Here is a 20,653-nt window from a genome sequence, read left to right as displayed (position 1 = left end):
AAGCGCGCAAGCGTAACCGGCGGCATGCCGGAGACCGCGGATCACCAGGATTCATTGAGGACAGAGGCGAAGCATAGTGAGCACGCAGTCACAGACTGACCAGTCGGAAGAGGCCGTATACAGTTTCGCGGCCATGGAGCAGAAGTGGCCGGACGTCTGGGACGATCTTGGTGTCTTCACGCCCGCCGACGACGGAAGCCGTGAACGCCGCTACGTCCTGGACATGTTCCCCTACCCCTCTGGCGACCTGCACATGGGCCACGCCGAGGCATTTGCCATGGGCGACGTAGTTGCCCGGTACTGGCGGCAGCTCGGCTACGACGTGCTGCACCCGATTGGCTGGGACTCCTTCGGCCTGCCCGCTGAAAACGCGGCCATCAAGCACAACGCCCATCCCAGTGAATGGACCTACCGCAACATCGACACCCAGGCGGGGTCCTTCAAGCGCTACGCGATCAGCGTGGACTGGTCCCGCCGGCTGCACACTTCCGATCCCGGCTACTACCGCTGGACGCAGTGGCTCTTCACCCGGTTCTACGAGCGCGGCCTGGCCTACCGGAAGAACTCCCCGGTGAACTGGTGCCCCAAGGACCAGACGGTGCTGGCCAACGAACAGGTCGTCAACGGTGCCTGTGAACGCTGCGGCACCCAGGTCACCAAGAAGTCACTGAACCAGTGGTACTTCAAGATCACCGACTACGCCGACCGGCTCCTCGATGACATGGAACAGCTCAAGGGCCACTGGCCGGAGCGGGTCCTGGCCATGCAGAAGAACTGGATCGGCCGCTCCGAAGGCGCCCACGTCCGCTTCGCGATCGAAGCTGCCGGGAACAAGCCCGAAGAGCAGGTCACCGTCTTCACCACCCGCCCGGACACCCTGTACGGAGCAACCTTCTTCGTCGTCGCGGTTGATGCTCCGCTGGCGCTGGACCTGGTGACCGAAGAACACCGTGAAGCCCTGCTGGAATACCGCGAGCAGGTCAAGGCCCTCTCCGACATCGAACGCCAGGCCACGGACCGCACCAAGACCGGCGTCTTCACCGGCCGCTACGCAATCAACCCGCTGACCGGTGAAAAGCTGCCCGTCTGGGCCGCGGACTACGTGCTGGCCGACTACGGCACCGGCGCCATCATGGCCGTGCCGGCACATGACCAGAGGGACCTTGACTTCGCCAAGGCCTTCAACCTGCCGGTGCGTGCCGTGCTCGACACGGGCGAAGAGGATCCCGCGCTCTCCGGTACCGCCACCACCGGTGAGGGAACCCTGGTGAACTCCGGGGACCTGGACGGACTGCCCAAGTCCGAGGCCATCCCGGCGGCTATCCGCATCCTCGAGGAAAAGGGCACCGGCGAGAAGTTCGTGAACTTCCGCCTGCGTGACTGGCTGCTTTCCCGCCAGCGCTTCTGGGGCACCCCCATCCCGATCATCCACTGCGAAAAGTGCGGCGAAGTTCCGGTCCCTGATGACCAGCTGCCGGTGACCCTGCCGGACAACCTGAAGGGTGAGGCACTGGCCCCGAAGGGTACCTCGCCGCTGGCATCGGTCCAGGAATGGGTCAACGTCCCGTGCCCGTCCTGCGATGGTCCGGCCAAGCGGGACACGGACACCATGGACACGTTCGTGGACTCCTCCTGGTACTTCATGCGCTTCGTTTCCCCGCACTACACCGAAGGTCCCTTCGATCCCGAAGCCGTGCGGAACTGGATGCCCGTCGGCCAGTACGTCGGCGGAGTCGAACACGCCATTCTCCACCTGCTCTACTCCCGGTTCTTCACCAAGGTGGTCAAGGACATGGGCCTGATCGAGGCCGATGAGCCGTTCAGCGCCCTGCTGAACCAGGGCCAGGTGCTCAACGGCGGCAAGGCGATGTCCAAGTCGCTGGGCAACGGTGTGGACCTGGGCCAGCAGCTGGATAAATACGGTGTCGACGCCGTGCGCCTCACCATGATCTTCGCCTCCCCGCCGGAGGACGACGTCGACTGGGCGGATGTTTCGCCGTCGGGCTCCGCGAAGTTCCTGGCGCGCGCCTGGCGCCTGGGCCAGGACATCACCAGCGAGCCCGGTGTGGACTTCGCGACCGGCGACAGGAAGCTGCGCTCGGTCACGCACCGCACCGTGGCGGACGCTGCTGATCTGCTGGATGCCGGCAAGTTCAACGTCGTCATCGCCCGGCTGATGGAACTGGTCAACGCCACCCGCAAGTCCATCGATTCCGGGGCCGGCGCAGCCGACCCGGCCGTCCGTGAAGCTGCCGAAGCCGTAGCCGTGATCCTGAGCCTTTTCGCTCCGTACACGGCCGAGGATCTTTGGAACGCACTCGGTCACCCTGCCTCCGTGGCCAACGCCGGCTGGCCGGCAGTTGACCCGGAACTGCTGGTGCAGGACACGGTAACGGCCGTGGTCCAGGTCAAGGGCAAGGTCCGCGACCGGCTCGAAGTGCCGGCCGACATCACCGAAGACGCGCTGCGCGAACTGGCGCTCTCCTCGGAGCAGATCATCAAGGTCCTCGACGGCGCCGCCATCCGCACGGTAATCGTCAAGGCGCCCAAGCTCGTTAACATCGTGCCGGCCTAGGACTGCGCTCCGTGGACTGGACGGCGCTGCGCGGACGGTGGTTCAAGCCCCGGGCAACCGGGTCTGGAAACGTGCCGCCGCCGCGCGTCGCCGTCGTCACGGATTCGTCCTGTTCGCTGCCCAGCGGCTGGGCCGGATCGGAGCGCATGGCGGCCCTGGTCCGGATAGTTCCCATGCCGGTGATGATCGGGGAGCAGATCTACGGCGAGGGCACCGACAAGATGATCGCTGCCCTGGCCCTGGCACTCGCCCAGGGGCAGGACGTCCGCACCTCACGGCCGGCGCCGGGCCAGTTTGAGGCGGTGTACGCCGAACTCGCTGCTGCCGGTTACGCCGCCGTGGTCTCGGTCCACCTCTCGGGCAAACTATCCGGCACCGTCGACTCGGCGCGGCTGGCGGCCCGGACGGCCCAAATCCCCGTGCAGGTAATAGATACGGCATCCGTTGCCATGGGGCTGGGGTTTGCAGTGGAGGCCGCCGCGGCAGCGGCCGCGGACGGCGCGGAGGCCCGGGACGTAGCTTTCGCCGCCACGTCCTGCGCGGCGGCAGCGAACATCCTCTTCTACGTCCCCAGCCTCGAGCAGCTCCGCCGCGGCGGCCGGATCGGAGCAGCCGCGGGCTGGTTCGGAACCCTGCTGGCGGTCAAGCCGATCCTGGCCATCCGGGACGGTCTGGTGGTTCCGATTGAACGCGTCCGTACCGCGCCGAAAGCTCTGGCACGCCTGGAGGAGCTCTGCCGCGCAGAGCTCGATGCCAGAACCGGACCGGTCCGTGTGGCAGTGCACCATTTCGGCAACGAAGCGGAAGCCGAGCGGCTGGCATCGGCGGTGATCCGTGAACGGCCTGACACCTCGGTCCTGCTGTGCCCGCTGCCCGCTGTCCTGGCGGCCCACGCCGGGCTGGGTGTGCTGGCGGTGGCTGTTTCTCCGGCTGTGATGCCGAACCTGAATGAGTCCGGCCAAGCTCGCCTCGCCGGGGACCCGCAGGCGGACACCGGTGGGGCGGCGCAGGAGGCAGCTCCGCTAGCCGGCTCGATCCCGGGTACGGCTTTGACAGATACCACCGGCTCCACGGGTACCGGTTCGGGCCGGCCCGGCGTTCCCGGAGTCGCGGGGCGCCGGGACCTGGACCCGGAATCGGACATCGACTAACCCTCCCCAACTGCCCAGAGCGGCCTTGCCGCGGGCGCGTGTCCACACCGGCCAGTGCTGACCAGCAGGACAGGCGGCGCAGGCTTACGTTTCAGTGATGGCCGCACACCGCTGGGACACCGAACCTCCGCAGACCCTGCCGTCACGCCTTCTGATCCGGCGCCGCAGGGAACGGCAGGCGGCTGGGCTGCCGGAGCCGACCTCGCCGGCGATGACCCTGCAGGCTGCCGAAGGAATCGTCCCCGGGAACGGCACCGCGGATGGCGGGGAGAACGAGCCAGCGGAGCGCCGAAACAACCGGAGATGGTGGTTCCCGCTGCGTGCTGCTGTGCTGTTTGCCTGCCTGCTGCTGGCTGCAGCCGTTACCATCTCCCTGGTTCAGAATCGTGAACCCCATGAAACCCTCGCCGTGGAACTGGACCCGGACGGTGAGTCTGCGGAGCGGAGCGCGGCCGAAGGGTCCTCCTTCGACCCGGCCTCCCTGGACCGGTCCGGAACGGGCCCGGCCACGGAAGAGCCACCGAACCCTGCGGGTGGAGCACCATCCGGTGAGCGGCCGGGCGGATTGCCGGGGCTGTCTGGATCGGCGGGGCCGGATGCCGCGGCCACCGGCCCGGAAGTGGTGGTCCACGTGGCCGGAGCGGTAGCCGCGCCGGGGATCGTGCGCATCCCAATCGGGGGGAGGGTAGCGGACGCGGTGTCAGCCGCGGGCGGAGCTCTGCCCGAGGCCGACCTCACCATGGTGAATCTTGCTGCACCGATGGACGACGGGAGCATGGTGGTGGTCCCCGCGGTGGGCGGCGCGGGACCAGCGGGAGGTTCCGAAGCGTCAGGGCCGTTCGGGCCAAGTGGACCGAGTGCACCCTCTGGTCCGGGGAACATTGCCGGTCCGGGGTCAGGCTACACAGCTGGCGGAGCCGGGGTAGGGGCGGGCGGGGCAGCGGCGGGTCCGGTCAACCTCAACACGGCTATGGACGCGGAACTCCAGAGCCTTCCCCGGGTGGGGCCGGTCCTCGCGGCGCGGATCGTGGCGTGGCGGACAGACCATGGCAGGTTCACCCGGCCGGAGGACCTGGACGCGGTACCCGGGATCGGGGAGGCCATGCTTGCAGCCCTCCTGCCTCTGGTAACGGTCTAACCCGTGTATCTGCACCGTCGGCGTACCCGGTGAAACGGCAGACCAGCTGGGCCCGCTACACAGCGGCCGCCGTGTCACCACCGGTGGTCCCCGCGGTCACCGAAACGGACCGGACCCGGAGCGGCCGCACCGGACTACCGGTGTCCGGCGCAGGCCGCGCCCGGGAAGCAGCAGCCAAGCTCATTGGCTCAACAGGTGCGCCGCCGCCGCTCAATGAGCTCAGGATGGTCCCCGTAGCGGCCGCGGCCTGGATTGCCGCCGCCGTTGGAATCCGGCTACCCGCAGCAGCCGCCTTCACGGTGGCAGGTGCCGGGACGGCCGCCCTGATGGTTTTGGGCATTGCGGTCTTCTCCCGGCGCGGGGGAGCGGAAGGAGCGGTCCGAGGCGGTGCGGCGGCGTGCCTGGCGCCGCTTGCCGTGGTGGTGCTGGTCGCTGCCGCGGCCGGAGCAGCCGTCCTGCACCGCACCAGCGGCCCGATCCACAATGCACTTGCCGGTCAGGGGGTTATCTCCGGCGAGTTCCGCGCAACAGGCGACGCCCGGGCGGGGACGCCGGATCGGTTTAGGGGCGAGGCGCGTTATCTGGTGTCAGCACGCCTGGTCAGTTTCACGATGGACGGCACCCGGTCGACGGCCCAGACGCCGGTGCTGGTGATTGGAAGCCATGCCTACGCGGACATCCGGCTCGGTGACAGCTTCACCAGCGCAGGCACGCTTTCGGCAGCCGATGCGGGTGATCCGGCAGCTGCGGTACTCCGCGCCGGCCGGGCGCCGGTTGTTGTCCCGACGGCAGGTCTCTATGGAACGGCAACGGATCTTCGGAGAAACTTCGCGGAACGGTCCGAAGGCCTGGGCCGGACCGATGCTGCGGCTCTGCTGCCCGGCATGGTGCTGGGGGACCGGGAACCACTAACCGATGACCTTGCGGCCGCGATGAAGGCCACCGGGCTGACGCACCTCACCGCCGTCTCCGGAGCAAACTGCAGTTATCTGCTGGCCTTTGTGTTCCTGGCCGCCCGGGCGGTGAGACTGCCGAGGCTCTGGGCGGCGGCAGCCGGACTCACGGTTCTGGCTGCTTTTGTGGTGGTAGTGCGTCCTGACCCCAGCGTCCTGCGCGCTGCTGTTATGGGATCACTCGGAACAGTTGCCGTGCTGTCCGGACGGGGCAAGGTGCCGGCCTCGCTGCTCTGCTTCTGCATCACGGTTCTCCTGGTCATTGATCCGTGGCTCAGCGGCAGCTACGCCTTTATTCTCTCGGTGTGCGCCACTGCCGGGCTTATCGTCCTGGGGCCGAGGTTCGCGGCTGCCCTCGAGCGGGTGCTGCCCACGCCGCTGGCGGTTCTCACGGCCGTGCCGCTGGCCGCACAGGTTACCTGCGCGCCTGTCCTCATCCTGCTGCAGCCCGACGTGCCGGTGTACTCGGTGCCTGCCAATATTGCAGCTGCACCGGCGGTCCCCATGATTACCATCGTGGGCATGGCGGCGGTCATCCTTGCCTCTGTATTCCCGGCGCTGGCCCTCCTGCCGCTGTGGGTTGCCGGGGCGGGTGCAGGGTGGGTGGCGGCGGTGGCCCGGTTCTTTGCCGAAGCCCCCGGTGCCCTGCTGCCATGGCTGCCCGGAGCTACGGGGGCAGCACTGATGGCAGCGGCCAGTGCAGCCCTGGTGGTCAGCATTCTGCTGCTCGGCACGAGAAAGGCGGAAGAACTCTTGGCGGAACCGGAACAGGAGCTGGAGCCGTGCACTGCGGGCAGGAACGGGAGGGGGAACCGGAGCACGAGCGGGCGAAGCAGCGGGACCGCGGGCAGAGGCTGGAGGGGGAACCGGAACAGGAGCTGGAGCAGGCGGTGGCTGGCTGCCGGCGCTGCCGTGCTTCTGACAGGGGCAGCGTTGGTTTGGTGGCGCCCCGGTGTACGGGCGCCTGCGGCCGGAGACTGGGCTGCGGCCGCCTGCGACGTGGGTCAAGGCGACGCAATGGTCATCAGGACCGGACCCGCCGCGGCCATCGTCATCGACGCCGGGCCCGAACCCAAGGCCCTGGACAGTTGTCTTGATGCCCTTCGGATCAACACCGTGGACCTCCTCGTTATCAGTCACGTCCACGCCGATCATTACGCCGGCGCTGAAGCAACGGGCGATGGCCGGCAGGTGCACGGCCTGGCCTTTTCCTCTGCGGAACCAGACCTGCCGCGGGAGATCGATGGCCTGGCGGCGGGCCTGGGACTGGTGCCGCAGCGGCTTTCCCGTGGAATGCACGGTGAACGCGGAGAGGTGCAGTGGCAGGTCCTTTGGCCGCCCGCCGGCGGAACACCGGCTGGTCCCGGCACCGGAACCGGAACAGAATCCGGTGCTGGAACCAACGGGGAAACGAACGGGGAAGCGAACGAGAATGATGCCAGTGCTGTGTTGCTGCTTCAAGCCGCCGGCCTGAGCTTTCTCTTTACGGGCGACATCGAAGAGGATGCTGCGGTCCGCCTGCTTCAATCCACCCCTGGGCTGCGCGAAACCCGGATCGACGTCCTGAAAGTGGCCCATCATGGGGCACGCAACGGCGGCGCGGAGCTGCCGGCTGCCGTCCGGCCAAAACTCGCCGTCATTTCAGTGGGAGCGGAAAACACCTATGGGCATCCGTCCCGGGACACTCTGGAAACCCTGGAAGCCGCCGGAGCGCAGGTTGCCCGCACCGACCTGCTGGGCACCTTCACCCTGCGGACTGACGGCAAGCGCTTGATCGTTGAACGGCTGCGGGGCGGGTAGGGGGGAGGCCGGAGATGACAGCCGCCGGAACCGCCCGGGGATTCCCGCCGCTGTGCAGGCAGCAGCATGGGCTCTGCAGTCACGGGACTGGCTGGGCAGCCGGGCTCAGGACATCCGCCGCCACCGAAGCGTAGCAACCGCAACGCCGGCCAGAGCCAGCGCCCCGCCGAACAGGGCAGCGGCGGGCGGCACCTCACCCAGCAGCAGCCAGGACAGCAGTACCACCACGGCAGGCACGGCGTAGGTGGAGGCAGCAGTCCGCCCGGCACTGGACCGGGACAGAACATAGCCCCACGTTGTGAAGGCAACCGCCGTCGGAAATATACCGAGGTACACAACAGCCAGGGTCGAGGAGAGCGGAGCGGTGCCCAGTGCCTGCAGCAGCGCCGGGGCGAACGGGAGGCAGGCGATCGTTCCGGCAAGGCAGCCGATCCAGGTCATGGTGGGAGCATCCACCTGCCGCAGGAGGCTTTTCTGCAGCGTGGCAGCACTTGCGTAGAGAACAGCTGCCACCAGTCCCAGGCCCACACCAACGGCATCGAACTTCCCCGTGGACGTGGATACGGCGATAAAAAGTACGCCAATGAGAGCAATAAACATCCCGGTAATCAACCGCCGTGGAAAGCCTTCGCCAAGAAACAACCCAGCAAGGACAGCAACGATCATGGGCGCCAGATTGACCAGCAGAGCGGCGGTTCCGGCATCAATATGCTGCTCGGCAGCATTCAAGGCAACGTTGTAGACCCCAAACCAGGCCACACCCCAAACGATGATGAGCACAAGGAGCCGGCCGCGCGGAAAACCCGCGGCGGCAGCCGCTGCCTGCGGGCCCGCACGCCTGCGGCCCAGCGCCCGGGTGACGGGCAGCATGAGCGCAAGGGTCAGGGTTCCCACGGCGATCCGGCCCAGGGTGAGGGCGCCGGGGGAATAGTCGGCGGCGGCCGCCCGGATGCCGACGAAGGCCGAAGCCCAGAGAACAACGGTCACGGCGATGGCTGCCCACACCAGCTTCCCGCTTCCGGACTTTTCCTTGGGGACGGCGGACGGCGGCGCTGATCTCATGCATGAATCATCGCTGGTCACGGGGCAAAGCACCAACAGGTGTTCCGCCCGGTCCTCTTCAGCGCCCCGCGCCCCGGCCCCCGGTGTGGCTGAAACGACCGCCGGGGGAGTTGGCCGCAGGCGCGGCGCGTGGCAATGTTGGGAGTGATTCGTCCCAAACCAGCCCAGGAGCAGCGCACCCGTGAATCCGGCCGTACCTAAGAAGTCTTCCGCGAAGCCGGCGGCCGGAACAATCTCCTGGCGGGAGGTGGAGCCGGCGCCCGTAGTCCTGCTCACCGGGCCAGAGGAATACCTGGCGGGACGGGCCATGGAGAGCATCCGCAGGCAGAGCCGCAGCGCAGCGCCGGACACCGAAGTCGTCCGGATCGACGCCGCCGCCTACACGGCAGGTGAACTGACACTCATCGCCAGTCCCTCCCTTTTTGGTGAAGCCAAGCTTATCGAGGCCGCCAACCTGGCCCACATGAGCGAGGACTTCCTCGTAGACACCCTCGCCTACCTCCGGGACCCTGCACCCGACACCGTGCTGGTCCTGCACCATTCGGGCGGTAACCGTGGAAAGAAACTCCTGGACGCTGTGAAGGCCGCGAAGGCGCCGGTGGTGGACTGCCAGCCGTTCAAAAAGGACTCCGACAAGATCGACTTCGTGACGCAGGAGTTCCGGTCCGCGAAACGACGGATTGACAGCGGCGCCGTGCGGGCGCTCGTCAGTGCCATTGGCTCCAGCCTGTCCGAGCTTGCCGCTGCCTGCCAGCAGCTGATGAACGACGCCGGCGGGGCAATCACTGAGGAAGTTGTTGAGAAGTACTACGGCGGCCGCGTGGAAGCAACCGCGTTCAAAGTAGCCGATGCAGCGCTGGCAGGCCGGGCCGGCGCGGCCCTGTCCATGCTGCGCCATGCTCTGGCTACCGGTGTAGATCCGGTTCCGCTCGTCGCTGCCCTGGCCATGAAGGTCCGTGCTGTGGCACGGGTCGCTGATCTCAGGGGATCATCCGCCTCGCTGGCCAAGGATCTGGGCATGGCTCCCTGGCAGGTTGACCAGGCCCGGCGCGACGCCCAGCGTTTCTCCTCTGAGTCCCTGATCAAAGCTGTGCAGGTCCTCGCTGAAGCCGACGCCCAGGTCAAGGGTGCCGGTCGGGACCCGGTCTACGCCGTCGAGCGGGCCGTTACCGTGATCGCCCTGGCAGCTTCCGGCCGCTGACCGGCACGGGAACACAACGAAAGAAGAAGTCAGAAGCCATGGCCAGGAAAGACCTCCCTGCCCCGCGGATCAGCAGCATCTGCCTGCCGGACCTGTTCCCGGGAAATCCGGAGTTCCTGCGCGCGCACGGGCAGTACGACGGCGAGAGCTACGCGGATGCCGACCTCGCCGGCCGGCTTCTGGACGGTATCTCCTTCAGCGAATGTGAGCTGATCGGAACGCAGGCCCACGGGACCAGCCTCCGTAATGCCCGGTTGCTGGATACCAGGGTGGAGCGGCTCAACGCTCCGGTCCTCACCGCACCGGGCCTGGTCCTGCGTGATGTCTCGATCGAAGCGTCACGGATCGGGTCTGCTGAGGCCTTTTCCGCGGAATGGAATGCCGTCAGTATTACCGGCAGCAAACTGGACTTCCTGAACCTGCGGGGAGCGGTGCTGAGGGACGTGTCCTTCAGCGACTGCGTCATCGGGGAGCTGGACCTCGGCGGCGCCAAGCTCACCCGGGCGTCCTTTACCAACACCCGGATCGACTCCCTGCAGCTGGACGGCGCCACCCTCGAACACGTGGACCTGCGCGGAGCCTCTCTCAGCGGAATTTCCGGAATCGGATCGCTCCGCGGAGCCACGCTGAGCTCCCTGCAGCTGGCTGAGTTCGCCAGCACACTGGCAGAGCATCTCGGGATCAGCATCCGGGACTAAAGAATCCAGCACCGGTTGGGGCAGCGAACCGGCGGGGGCCTACCCAGCGTCCTTGGCGGAAAGAACCTGGATCTGCACACTGGCTGAGCCATCAGTCCGCGTGAAGGTGACGGTCCAGCAACCTGGTGCGTCGAAGACCACACCGGAACCGTACTCATCTCCGGGCCTGTCATAGTTGCTGTCATAGTGGAGCCGGGGTCCCCAATCCAGGGCGTCGGCCTCCGCCAACGGCCCGGCCACTGTCATCACCGGATCCCCTTCACCGGTGACCCGCCAGATAATCTTCTTCGTCTCCCCAGAAGCCGAAAATGGGTCCGGGTCCTGCAGTTCTCCGAACAGGGTAAGCCCCTCAGAGGAGGTGCCGACCACTTCGACTCGGCCGGAGAAGGTCAGAATCTCGGAGGGCGCCGTACACGTCTTCGAGAGCACAGCGCCCGTTGGATGGGGAGGGTTCCCTCCGTCGGGCGTGCAAGCAGACAGCGAAAGGGCCGCGAGGAGTATTGCTGCCGCAGCCCCTGCTTTCGGCAAGCAGACAGGACAATGCCGTTGCAGTGACGCGGACTCCATCGTCAGACCGGGCATGCATGCATCGTGCCACACCGCGAGGAAGCCCGCACCTGGACAGCCGGGGCCGGGAACAGGCCCGTTCAGCGGCGAGGAGTCCGAGCAGCTCAAGTTCCTCCGCACGGGTGAGGCCGGATGCACGCGGCCGGTCGAGTCCGCGCTGCCGTTCATCCGCCAGGACCCGGTCAAGAGTTTGGTCAAGTTCCGATACATGCCCGCCCGCAGCATGGAAGGCAGCGTTGCTCCGCTGCGCAAACCCGGCGTCGACTGCGGGAAGCCACAGGGGCATTGATCGAGGTCCAGCCCAGTAGCGGACATCCTTTTCCAGCAGCCAGTTCTCCGGGGCGCTGACCATCTCGCCGCGGAACCCTGCGGTTTCCGCGGCGAGTGTTAGTACTTCCCGGAGCGGATGAATGTCACCGGCGGCGTTGAACACCCCGGTCAGGCCCTCGACTGACGCAGCTGCCAGCCAGGACGCCAGATCCGCGGCCTCCAGGACCTGTACATAGCGCCCGTCCTGTTCCGGAACCAGAACCGGTCCGTTCCCGGCCAGGGCAAAACGTGCCGGCCAGTAGCCGAACCTGTCGCTCACGTCTCCCGGGCCGGCCAGCAGTCCCGGCCGGACAATCAGCAGGCGATCCCCCAAGGAATCGGAGCTCATGCGTTCGGCAGCAGCTTTGGCCCCTGCGTAATCCTCCGCACCCACCGGCTCGACCAGGGCTGCAGATTCATCCGCCCCTGGTGTTGAATTCCCGGCGTACACAGAGACGGACGAGATGAGCGTCCAATGCTCTGCAGCCGCCCCAAGAGCCGCCAAAGCTCCGGAGACCAGAGTGGCTTCATAGCCCAGTTCAATGACTTCGTCCCAGGACCGGCCCGCAACGGCGGAATAGGCCCCGGGCAGCAACCGGTCGCTTTCGATGAAGGACGCTCCCGCGGGCGGCGGGCCCGAGTCGCCGCGCGCCAGGCAGGTCACGGCATCACCGCGTTCCATGAACCGCTGTGCGAGTTCACGACCCAGCCAGGCGTTGCCACCAAGGATCAGTACTCTGCGCATGGTGCCAGTAAAACATCCCGGCCGCGCTGCGCGAAGGACGCTGCGGAAGCCCGCGGACCGGCCGCAGATGCGGGACGAGGGTTAAAAACGGCATGGCCGGTCCCGAAGGACCGGCCATGCCGGGTAAGACTAAAGCCGCAACGCCTAGAGTGCGTTGACCTTCTTGGAGATGGCCGACTTGCGGTTGGCAGCGTTGTTCTTGTGGATAACGCCCTTGCTGACAGCCTTGTCCAGCTTGCGGGTCGCAGCCTGCAGAGCTGCCTGAGCGGCATCCTTGTCAGCTGAGGTGACAGCGGTATCCACGTTGCGGATAAGCGTCTTCAGCTCGGACTTCACCGAGTTGTTGCGCTGGCGCGCCTTCTCGTTGGTGAGGATGCGCTTCTTCTGGGACTTAATATTGGCCACTTATAAACTCTCTTTGTATTGCGGACTTGGTCGGTGAGGGAATTTCAGACCAGACATTGACTGAGCGGCGTGGGGATACCGTAATGGCGCCCGGCCTGAAGTGCCCGTCGACCTGCGCGGACACACAGCAATAAATGTTAGCAGAACTTTGGCCCGGATGCGTGATCCGGCGGGGCGCGGAAGAGCCGCGGCCGGAAGTCTCTATCCGGAACGGACGGCGAGCCGTGCGGCAACTTTCTCAAAAAGCGTCCGGCTGATGACGGCGCCCTCCCGCCGCACCGCCGCCGGGTCAAGCTGCAGGATCCGGTCCAGTTTCACTTCGCTGGGCCGCCCCTGGCTGTCCCAGGCACCCGTGCCGATATCCAGATAGTCGGGATCGGCGTCGAACGCATTGTTACGGTCCCGGGAAGTGAGCATCAGGCCCAGCAGGTTTCCTCCGGAACGGCCAATCAAGAGGACCGGACGGTCCTTCCCCTGGGTCGGATCGTCCTCATACGGCACCCAGGCTCACACCACTTCACCCGGGTCGGGGGCGCCGTCGGGCTGCGGAGCGTAGACCGGAACAACCGTGCCCCGGTAGTCACCGGCGTAGTTCCGGCTTCCCCCGGACGCTCCGGATCCCGGCCGTGCAGCCGGGGGAGTGGCCCGGGAACGGGTGCGGGCAGGACGGGGCGGCTGGGCCGGTCCCTGGGAGAGCGACCGTGCTGCGCGCAGTGCGGTCCGGGCCAGTGCGATCAGGTTCCGGGAAGAAAACGCCATACCTGCATCCTACGGGCAGCCCGGCGCCGGCCCGGGGCGCCGGAGTTCGGGTCCGGCGGCGGAAACGTGGGAGACTGTTAATTTAGAAAACCCATCCGCTTTACCAACCCTGCGCGGAGGTCCAGGCCCGCCCGAACAGTCAGCACGAGAGTGCCGGCAGACGGCCCGGAAACGGACAAGACGCAAACAGCAAAGGAACCGCCACAGTGTCACCTATGGCCCGCTTTTCACCGGTGCCTGCCGCGACGGATCCGGCGATCATCAGAAACTTCTGCATCATCGCCCACATCGACCACGGCAAGTCCACCCTGGCCGACCGCATGCTCCAGTCCACCGGCGTCGTTGAGCACCGGAACATGAAGGCCCAGTATCTGGACCGGATGGACATCGAGCGTGAGCGCGGAATCACCATCAAGTCCCAGGCAGTGCGGATGCCGTGGGAGCTCGACGGCGCGTCCTACGCCCTGAACATGATCGACACCCCGGGTCACGTGGACTTCACCTACGAGGTTTCCCGGTCACTGGCGGCCTGCGAAGGCGCAGTGCTGCTGGTTGACGCCGCGCAGGGCATCGAGGCCCAGACGCTGGCGAACCTGTACCTGGCGATGGAGAACGACCTCACCATCATCCCCGTGCTCAACAAGATCGACCTCCCGGCAGCGCAGCCGGAGAAGTATGCCGAGGAACTGGCGAACCTGATCGGCGGTGACCCGGCAGACGTTCTGAAGGTCTCCGGGAAAACCGGTGTTGGCGTCGAGGATCTGCTGGACAAGATTGTCCGGGACATTCCCGCACCGGTGGGTGATCCCGACGCTCCGGCCCGTGCCATGATCTTTGACTCTGTCTACGACACCTACCGCGGTGTCGTCACCTACGTCCGTGTGGTGGACGGCAAGCTCTCGCCGCGTGAACGCATTCAGATGATGTCTACCCGTGCCAGCCACGAACTGCTGGAAATCGGTGTCAGTTCGCCCGAACCCACACCTTCCAAGGGACTGGGAGTCGGTGAGGTGGGATACCTCATCACCGGTGTGAAGGACGTCCGGCTCTCCAAGGTTGGTGACACTGTCACCAACCTGGCCAAACCGGCTGCCGAGTCGCTGCCCGGATACGCCGACGCCAAACCGATGGTTTTCTCCGGGCTGTATCCCATCGACGGTGCTGACTACCCGGTGCTGCGCGATGCGCTGGAGAAGCTGATGCTCAACGATGCCGCGCTCGTGTACGAACCCGAGACCTCCGCGGCGCTGGGCTTCGGTTTCCGGGTTGGCTTCCTGGGCCTGCTGCACCTTGAGATCACCCGCGAACGGCTCGAGCGCGAGTACAACCTGGACCTGATCTCCACTGCTCCCAACGTGGAATACGAGGTGACGCTGGAGGACAAAAAGGTTGTTACGGTGACCAACCCCAGCGAATACCCCACCGGGAAGATCGCCGAAGTCCGCGAGCCGATGGTCGCCGCCACCATCCTGGCCCCGAGCGAATTCGTCGGAGCCATCATGGAGCTGTGCCAGACCCGCCGCGGCGTTCTTGGCGGCATGGACTATCTCTCCGAGGACCGGGTGGAAATCCGGTACCGCCTGCCGCTGGCCGAGATCGTCTTCGACTTCTTCGATGTGCTCAAGTCCAAGACCCGCGGCTACGCCTCGCTGGACTGGAAGGCCGACGGCGAGCAGGTGGCCGACCTGGTCAAGGTGGACATCCTGCTTCAAGGCGAACAGGTGGATGCTTTCAGCTCCATTACCCACAAGGACAAGGCATACGCCTACGGCGTCATGATGACCGGAAAGCTGCGGGAACTGATCCCGAGGCAGCAGTTCGAGGTGCCCATCCAGGCCGCCATCGGATCCCGCATCATCGCCCGCGAATCCATCCGCGCCATCCGCAAGGACGTGCTTGCCAAGTGCTACGGCGGCGACATCAGCCGTAAGCGCAAGCTGCTGGAAAAGCAGAAGGAAGGCAAGAAGCGCATGAAGATGGTTGGCCGCGTGGAAGTACCGCAGGAGGCCTTTGTGGCCGCCCTGTCATCCGACGAGTCCAAGGACAAAGCCAAGAAGTGACACCCAGCGCGCTTCCGCTCGGGGATCCCGCCCCCAGGGACGGAATCCTTCCGGCCGACGCAGCCGCCGCGGCAGCAGAACGGAAATTCGGGCTCTACGTCCACATTCCGTTCTGCGCCGTACGCTGCGGCTATTGCGATTTCAACACCTACACCGCCACCGAGCTGGGCGGCGGTGCCTCGCAGGTGGAGTACGCGGCCACGGCGCAGCAGGAAGTGCGGTTCGCTGCCGGCGCACTGGACGCCTCCGGCGTGCCGCGCCGTCCCATCGAGACGGTGTTCTTCGGCGGCGGAACACCCACCCTGCTGCCTGCGGAGGACCTCGCCGCGATCCTGGGCACCGCCGTCGAACAGTGGGGACTTGCCCCGGGCGCCGAGGTAACCACCGAAGCCAACCCCGATTCCGTGACCCCGGAGTCCCTGCAGCTGCTCGCTGACGCCGGGTTCACCCGGGTGTCCTTCGGCATGCAGTCGGCCGTTCCGCACGTGCTGGCCGTTCTGGACCGCACACACACGCCCTCCCGCGTCCCACAGGCCGTGAAATGGGCGCGAGACGCCGGCCTGAAAGTGAGCGTGGACCTGATCTACGGCACGCCGGGGGAGTCCCTGGCGGACTGGAAGTACTCGGTCGAGGAAGCGCTCAGTTATGAACCCGACCATATCTCCGCCTACGCGCTGATCATCGAAGACGGCACTAAGCTGGCGGCACGCATCCGCCGCGGGGAAGTGCCACCGATCGATGACGACGACCACGCGGACAAGTACCTGCTGGCCGAGGAACTCTTCACGGCGGCCGGCCTCAGCTGGTACGAAGTCAGCAACTGGGCACGCACACCCGCCGACGAATGCCGGCACAACATGGCCTACTGGCGCAGCGATGACTGGTGGGGCATCGGCCCGGGCGCGCACTCCCACGTCGGCGGTATCCGCTGGTGGAACGCCAAGCATCCCACGGCGTACGCCGGGCGGATCGCTGCCGGTGAGTCACCCGCCGTCGGCCGCGAAACCTTGGACGCGGACACGCGCTACCTTGAGGACGTCATGCTCCGCACCCGGCTCGCCGAAGGCCTGCCGCGGGAAGCGCTGCGCCCTGAGGGCCGCCTGGCCATCGCCGGCCTGATCGCCGATGGACTGGTGGAGCCGCAGGCTGCCTTCGCGGGCACCGTGGTCCTCACCCTGCAGGGCAGGCTCCTGGCCGACGCCGTGGTGCGGCGGCTGCTGCCCTAACCCCGGAAGATAAACCCGAAACCCGCTCTTGTCCGCACTTAAACAGGTGAAGCCCGCCGTCCACGACGGCGGGCTTCACTCGTTATATGAGCTGAATCAGCGGATCCGGCGCAGGTTGAACCGGTAGCGGTACGGACGGCCGCGGTTGCATTCGATCCCGGCAATCACTGACGCCACGGCGACGGTGATCCAGAGCAGTGCATTGATGATGGCGAAGAAACCGCCGATCACCGGGATGAAGGAAAGCAGCCAGGCCAGCAGGGCCAGCAGGGTCGGAGGCAGCGTGAAATTCAGCGCCTCCTTCGATTCCTGGGCGGTGAACGGCCCGCGGTCCTTGAACACCAGGTAGATGATCAGGGACGGTACAAAGCCCAGGATGCCGCCGAAGTGGGCCATGGTGGCCCACTGCCGGTCCTCGGAGGCGGTCAGCGGCAGGGCATTGGCGGGGGCACCCTGATAGTCCGGGCGCGCGGGTGAACCATGGTCCTCCGGCTGCGGCGGATGGTTCTGGCGTGTGTTGGACACGGTTGCATTCCTTAAACTCTCAGATGACGCTGGGTCTGCACCCACGGGTACCTGTTGTTCCATCTAGGGTACTGGGTCCGGACGCGTGGACTGGAACCGGCGGACCGCGTGGCGGAACCGGGCCGGTGCGGTCTGGGTCCGGCGGCGGACGGCGTTCAGGGAAGGGTGAGGAAGTCGATGACTTCCTCCACGCGCCCCAGCAGAGTGGGTTCCAGGTCCGCATAGGTACGCACAGACCCGAGGAGTTTCTTCCATCCCAGAGCGACGTCGGTGTGGTCACGGTGCGGCCAGCCGAGACCTTTGAGGATGCCGGTTTTCCAGTCTTCGTGCCGCGGCACAACGGGCCAGGACTGGCGGCCAATCACCTGCGGCTTGATTGCCTGCCAGACGTCGACATAGGGATGCCCCACAATCAGGACGTTCCCGGCGGCACCCGGCACGGCCATCGCTTCGGCCGCGATCCTCGACTCCTTGGAGCCGGCCACCAGATGGTCAACCAGAATCCCCAGCCGGCGTCCGGGCCCAGGGGCGAAGTCCCGGATCGCTGAGGCGAGGTCGTCCACCCCATGGAGGGGCTCGACGACGATTCCCTCGACCCGCAGGTCGTCGCCCCAGACCTTTTCCACCAGTTCGGCGTCGTGCTTGCCTTCCACCCAGATCCGGCTTGCCCTTGCGGTGCGGGCACGCTGATTGGGGACGGCGACAGAGCCCGAGGCGGTCCGCCGCACTGCAGGAGCTGAGGCCTTGACGGCGGGGATGACCTCCACCGGTTCACCTTCCAGCAGGAAACCGAAGCCCAGTTCAAAGGAACGCGTCCGGCCGCGGCCGTCCTCCAGGACCATGAGATGCAGCCCGCCGGACTTCTCCGTACGGATCACGGCACCCACCCAGCCGGTCTGCACGTCTTCGAGCACCAGGCCCTTTTCGGCGCCGACCTGCCGCAGCGCCTTGCGCGTGGGAGCCGTAATATCCTGCGGCCCCCACTGGTAATTCGACACGGAATCTTCCTCATTCCTTCATGATGCGCAGCGCAGGCGCTGCTGCGGGCACGCGGAGTTCAATGCTAACAACGCAAGCCGATCGTATTAGACTTAGCACTTAAGGACACTGAGTGCTAAAGCGTGATAACAGGCGCCAACTGCTCTTAGGGGCACTGAGTAACGTCAGTGACTAACGACCACGCCCGCAGGAAGCTGCCAGAGACAACGAGGGAGGGAAACCAATGAGTGAACCACGCCGGCTCGAGGTGCTCCGGGCCATCGTTGAAGACTATGTCCACTCCCGTGAACCCGTTGGCTCAAAGGCCCTGGTGGAGCGGCATCAGCTGGGCGTCTCCTCAGCGACCATCCGCAACGACATGGCGGTCCTGGAAGAAGAAGGACTGATCGTTGCCCCGCATACCTCGGCGGGCCGGATCCCCACGGACAAGGGGTACCGGCTCTTCGTGGACCAGCTTTCGGACCTGAAGCCGCTGTCCGCAGCCGAGCGCCGGGCGATTCAAACCCTGCTCGAGGGTGCAGACGACATCGACGACGTGCTTGACCGCACCGTGCGGCTGCTGGCCCAGCTCACCAACCAGGTGGCCGTGGTCCAGTATCCGCATCTGGGCAATGCCAAGGTGCGGCACATCGAGTTTGTGCTGCTGGCCCCGTCCCAGGTGCTCGTGGTCCTGATTTCCACCACCGGCCGCGTGGAGCAGCGGGTGACCACCATCCCCGCCGCCATCAGCGAACCGTCGCTGCATGAACTGCGTCAGCATTTCCTCCAGGCGCTGGCCGGAACCACGCTCACGCGGATTACGAGCCACCTGACGGATGCCCTGGCTACCGTGCCCGTCCAGCTGCGCGGGATCGCCGGAGCGCTTGGCCGCTGCCTGGAGCAGCTGGCGGGCATCAACCGGGAAGACCGGATGGTGATGGCGGGTACCGCGAACCTTGCCCGGTCAACCGGCGACTTCCCGCTGACCATCGGGCCCATCCTCGAAGCACTCGAAGAGCAGGTTGTGATGCTGCGGCTGCTCTCGGAGATGGAACAGGATGCCAAGGGCGTCTCGGTCCGCATTGGATCGGAAAATACCTACGGCTCACTTTCAGAAGCATCCGTGGTTGCCACTGGGTATGGCCGGGACGCGTCCGCTATGGTAGGAGTCCTCGGTCCCACCCGTATGGACTATCCCAACACCATGGCTGCGGTCCGCGCCGTCGCCCGCTATCTTTCCCGGGTCCTGAACAGCTGAGCATCTCAAGACCAGATATAGAAGTGGCAGCTGCCGCGGCACTGCCGGTAAGACAAGTTACCCCCGAGGCGGGGCACGCAATACAGGAAGCGATGTGCACGAGTGAGTGATCACTACCAGGTACTCGGCGTGAGCCGGGATGCCACCGGCGAGGAAATCAAGAAGGCTTACCGCAAGCTTGCCCGCAAGCTGCATCCCGACGTCAACACCGCGCCCGGTGCGGCCGATGAGTTCAAGGCCGTGACGCACGCCTACGAAGTCCTGTCCGATCCGCAGAAGCGGCGCGTCTACGACACCACCGGCAACGAGAACGGCACCGACAACGGTTTCGGTGGCGGGTTCAGCGGCCAGGGCTTCGGATTCCAGGACATCTTCGATACGTTCTTCGGCGGCGCCGGGGGCGGCCGGGGACCCGCGTCACGGACCCGGCGCGGTCAGGACGCGCTCATCAACGTGCGGATCGACCTCAAGGATGCCGTCTTCGGCACCAACAAGAAGATCGACGTCGAAACCGCCGTCGTCTGCCCCACCTGCGAGGGATCCTGCTGCCAGCCCGGCACCTCCCCGCGCACCTGCGACATCTGCCACGGCAGCGGCCAGGTCCAGCGGGCCGTGCGTTCCATCCTCGGCCAGGTTATGACCACCGCTCCCTGCGGCTCCTGCCAGGGCTTCGGCACCGTCATCCCCGATCCCTGCCACGAATGCGGCGGCGAAGGCCGGATCCGCAGCCGCCGGACACTGACCATCAAGGTTCCCGCCGGAGTGGCTACGGGTACCCGCATCCAGCTCAGCGGCCAGGGCGAGGCCGGCACGGCCGGCGGCCCCCAGGGCGATTTGTACGTGGAGATCCGCGTCAACGCCGATCCCGTGTTCGTCCGCGACGGGGACGATCTGCACGCCACGCTGACGGTCCCGATGACGGCTGCCGCTCTGGGCACCGTCATCACCATGGACACGTTCGACGGCGCCCGGGAGATCAGCATCAAGCCCGGCACCCAGTCCGGGGAGATCACCACGCTCAAGGGCCTGGGCGTCACCCATCTGCGCGGGTACGGCCGGGGGGACCTGCTGGTGCACATCCAGGTCGAAACACCGCAGAAGCTCGACGCTGAGCAGGAGGAGCTGCTGCGTCAGCTCGCAGGTCTGCGCGGTGAAGAATTCGCCGAAGGGCGGGTCGGCAGCGGCAGCAGCACCGGTGTTTTCGCCAAGCTCCGTGACCGGCTGGGCAACCACTAACCCACCC

General features: G+C 66.3%; 18 protein-coding genes. 10 read left to right on the top strand and 8 right to left on the bottom strand.

Annotation, left to right across the window (positions count from 1 at the left end):
• Positions 1–73 precede the first annotated feature (73 nt).
• From leuS to H9639_RS02720, 4 genes are all read left to right on the top strand, one after another.
• The gene (gene leuS / locus H9639_RS02735) at positions 74–2,575 is read left to right on the top strand and encodes a leucine--tRNA ligase (protein WP_404799720.1); all 2,502 of its coding nucleotides are present in this window, start codon (positions 74–76) and stop codon (positions 2,573–2,575) included.
• 11 nt (positions 2,576–2,586) lie between these two features.
• Positions 2,587–3,726 (top strand): DegV family protein, encoded by a 1,140-nt coding sequence (locus tag H9639_RS02730; protein WP_191806572.1) that lies wholly within the window; start codon positions 2,587–2,589, stop codon positions 3,724–3,726.
• 97 nt (positions 3,727–3,823) lie between these two features.
• Positions 3,824–4,864 (top strand): ComEA family DNA-binding protein, encoded by a 1,041-nt coding sequence (locus H9639_RS02725; protein WP_225219075.1) that lies wholly within the window; start codon positions 3,824–3,826, stop codon positions 4,862–4,864.
• A 29-nt stretch (positions 4,865–4,893) separates the two neighbouring features.
• Positions 4,894–7,617, top strand: a complete 2,724-nt coding sequence (locus H9639_RS02720; RefSeq protein WP_191806571.1) for a ComEC/Rec2 family competence protein — start codon at positions 4,894–4,896, stop codon at positions 7,615–7,617.
• Positions 7,618–7,722: 105 nt separating this feature from the next.
• Here the strand turns inward: H9639_RS02720 and H9639_RS02715 are convergent, their stop codons facing one another.
• The gene (locus H9639_RS02715) at positions 7,723–8,679 is read right to left on the bottom strand and encodes a DMT family transporter (RefSeq protein ID WP_191806570.1); all 957 of its coding nucleotides are present in this window, start codon (positions 8,677–8,679) and stop codon (positions 7,723–7,725) included.
• A 181-nt stretch (positions 8,680–8,860) separates the two neighbouring features.
• Between H9639_RS02715 and holA the strand changes: the two genes are divergently transcribed.
• Both holA and H9639_RS02705 read left to right on the top strand, forming a co-directional pair.
• The gene (gene holA, locus H9639_RS02710; protein WP_318241958.1) at positions 8,861–9,880 is read left to right on the top strand and encodes a DNA polymerase III subunit delta; all 1,020 of its coding nucleotides are present in this window, start codon (positions 8,861–8,863) and stop codon (positions 9,878–9,880) included.
• Positions 9,881–9,918: 38 nt separating this feature from the next.
• Positions 9,919–10,578, top strand: a complete 660-nt coding sequence (locus H9639_RS02705; protein WP_191806569.1) for a pentapeptide repeat-containing protein — start codon at positions 9,919–9,921, stop codon at positions 10,576–10,578.
• 39 nt (positions 10,579–10,617) lie between these two features.
• Here the strand turns inward: H9639_RS02705 and H9639_RS02700 are convergent, their stop codons facing one another.
• The 5 genes from H9639_RS02700 to H9639_RS17240 all read right to left on the bottom strand — a co-directional run bounded on the left by H9639_RS02700 (position 10,618) and on the right by H9639_RS17240 (position 13,363).
• On the bottom strand, positions 10,618–10,827 hold the full coding sequence (locus H9639_RS02700) for a hypothetical protein (RefSeq protein WP_191806568.1): 210 nt from the start codon (positions 10,825–10,827) through the stop codon (positions 10,618–10,620).
• 100 nt (positions 10,828–10,927) lie between these two features.
• Complete coding sequence (locus H9639_RS02695) at positions 10,928–12,199, bottom strand: NAD-dependent epimerase/dehydratase family protein (RefSeq protein ID WP_318241957.1); 1,272 nt, start codon at positions 12,197–12,199, stop codon at positions 10,928–10,930.
• A 144-nt stretch (positions 12,200–12,343) separates the two neighbouring features.
• Positions 12,344–12,604: a 30S ribosomal protein S20 gene (rpsT, locus tag H9639_RS02690; protein WP_066297624.1), complete on the bottom strand. Its 261-nt coding sequence runs from the start codon at positions 12,602–12,604 to the stop codon at positions 12,344–12,346.
• Positions 12,605–12,805: 201 nt separating this feature from the next.
• Positions 12,806–13,105 carry a type II toxin-antitoxin system PemK/MazF family toxin gene (locus H9639_RS17245; RefSeq protein WP_404799706.1) on the bottom strand — a complete coding sequence of 100 codons (300 nt, stop codon included), beginning with the start codon at positions 13,103–13,105 and terminating at the stop codon, positions 12,806–12,808.
• Between the two features lie 6 nt (positions 13,106–13,111).
• Positions 13,112–13,363, bottom strand: a complete 252-nt coding sequence (locus H9639_RS17240) for a hypothetical protein (protein WP_404799705.1) — start codon at positions 13,361–13,363, stop codon at positions 13,112–13,114.
• Between the two features lie 206 nt (positions 13,364–13,569).
• Here H9639_RS17240 and lepA point away from each other — a divergent pair, with 206 nt between their 5' ends.
• Both lepA and hemW read left to right on the top strand, forming a co-directional pair.
• Positions 13,570–15,423: a translation elongation factor 4 gene (gene lepA, locus H9639_RS02680; protein ID WP_191806567.1), complete on the top strand. Its 1,854-nt coding sequence runs from the start codon at positions 13,570–13,572 to the stop codon at positions 15,421–15,423.
• Positions 15,420–16,649: a radical SAM family heme chaperone HemW gene (hemW, locus tag H9639_RS02675; protein WP_191806566.1), complete on the top strand. Its 1,230-nt coding sequence runs from the start codon at positions 15,420–15,422 to the stop codon at positions 16,647–16,649. Before lepA ends, hemW begins: the two co-directional genes overlap by 4 nt.
• 96 nt (positions 16,650–16,745) lie before the next feature.
• Here the strand turns inward: hemW and H9639_RS02670 are convergent, their stop codons facing one another.
• Together H9639_RS02670 and H9639_RS02665 are read right to left on the bottom strand one after the other, a co-directional pair.
• On the bottom strand, positions 16,746–17,174 hold the full coding sequence (locus tag H9639_RS02670; RefSeq protein ID WP_318241956.1) for a DUF4870 domain-containing protein: 429 nt from the start codon (positions 17,172–17,174) through the stop codon (positions 16,746–16,748).
• Between the two features lie 155 nt (positions 17,175–17,329).
• Entirely contained in the window at positions 17,330–18,172 is an 843-nt protein-coding gene (locus H9639_RS02665; protein ID WP_191806564.1) for a DUF3097 domain-containing protein, read from the bottom strand.
• 224 nt (positions 18,173–18,396) lie between these two features.
• On the opposite strand from H9639_RS02665, the gene hrcA reads away from it, so the two are divergent.
• Together hrcA and dnaJ are read left to right on the top strand one after the other, a co-directional pair.
• Positions 18,397–19,410, top strand: coding sequence for a heat-inducible transcriptional repressor HrcA (hrcA, locus tag H9639_RS02660; RefSeq protein ID WP_191806563.1), 1,014 nt, complete (start codon positions 18,397–18,399; stop codon positions 19,408–19,410).
• Positions 19,411–19,512: 102 nt separating this feature from the next.
• Positions 19,513–20,646: a molecular chaperone DnaJ gene (gene dnaJ / locus H9639_RS02655; RefSeq protein WP_191806562.1), complete on the top strand. Its 1,134-nt coding sequence runs from the start codon at positions 19,513–19,515 to the stop codon at positions 20,644–20,646.
• Positions 20,647–20,653 lie beyond the last annotated feature (7 nt).

The organism is Arthrobacter gallicola (assembly GCF_014836775.1).
Classification (GTDB): domain Bacteria; phylum Actinomycetota; class Actinomycetes; order Actinomycetales; family Micrococcaceae; genus Arthrobacter_B; species Arthrobacter_B gallicola.
This window is presented reverse-complemented; position numbering and strand designations above follow the sequence as displayed.

Coding starts and splice junctions, on each gene's coding strand:
- H9639_RS02695 (WP_318241957.1), bottom strand. CDS start 12,199: ATGCGCAGAGTACTGATCCTTGGTGGCAACGCCTGGCTGGGTCGTGAA.
- H9639_RS02715 (WP_191806570.1), bottom strand. CDS start 8,679: ATGAGATCAGCGCCGCCGTCCGCCGTCCCCAAGGAAAAGTCCGGAAGC.
- H9639_RS02705 (WP_191806569.1), top strand. CDS start 9,919: ATGGCCAGGAAAGACCTCCCTGCCCCGCGGATCAGCAGCATCTGCCTG.
- H9639_RS02725 (WP_225219075.1), top strand. CDS start 3,824: ATGGCCGCACACCGCTGGGACACCGAACCTCCGCAGACCCTGCCGTCA.
- H9639_RS17240 (WP_404799705.1), bottom strand. CDS start 13,363: ATGGCGTTTTCTTCCCGGAACCTGATCGCACTGGCCCGGACCGCACTG.
- hrcA (WP_191806563.1), top strand. CDS start 18,397: ATGAGTGAACCACGCCGGCTCGAGGTGCTCCGGGCCATCGTTGAAGAC.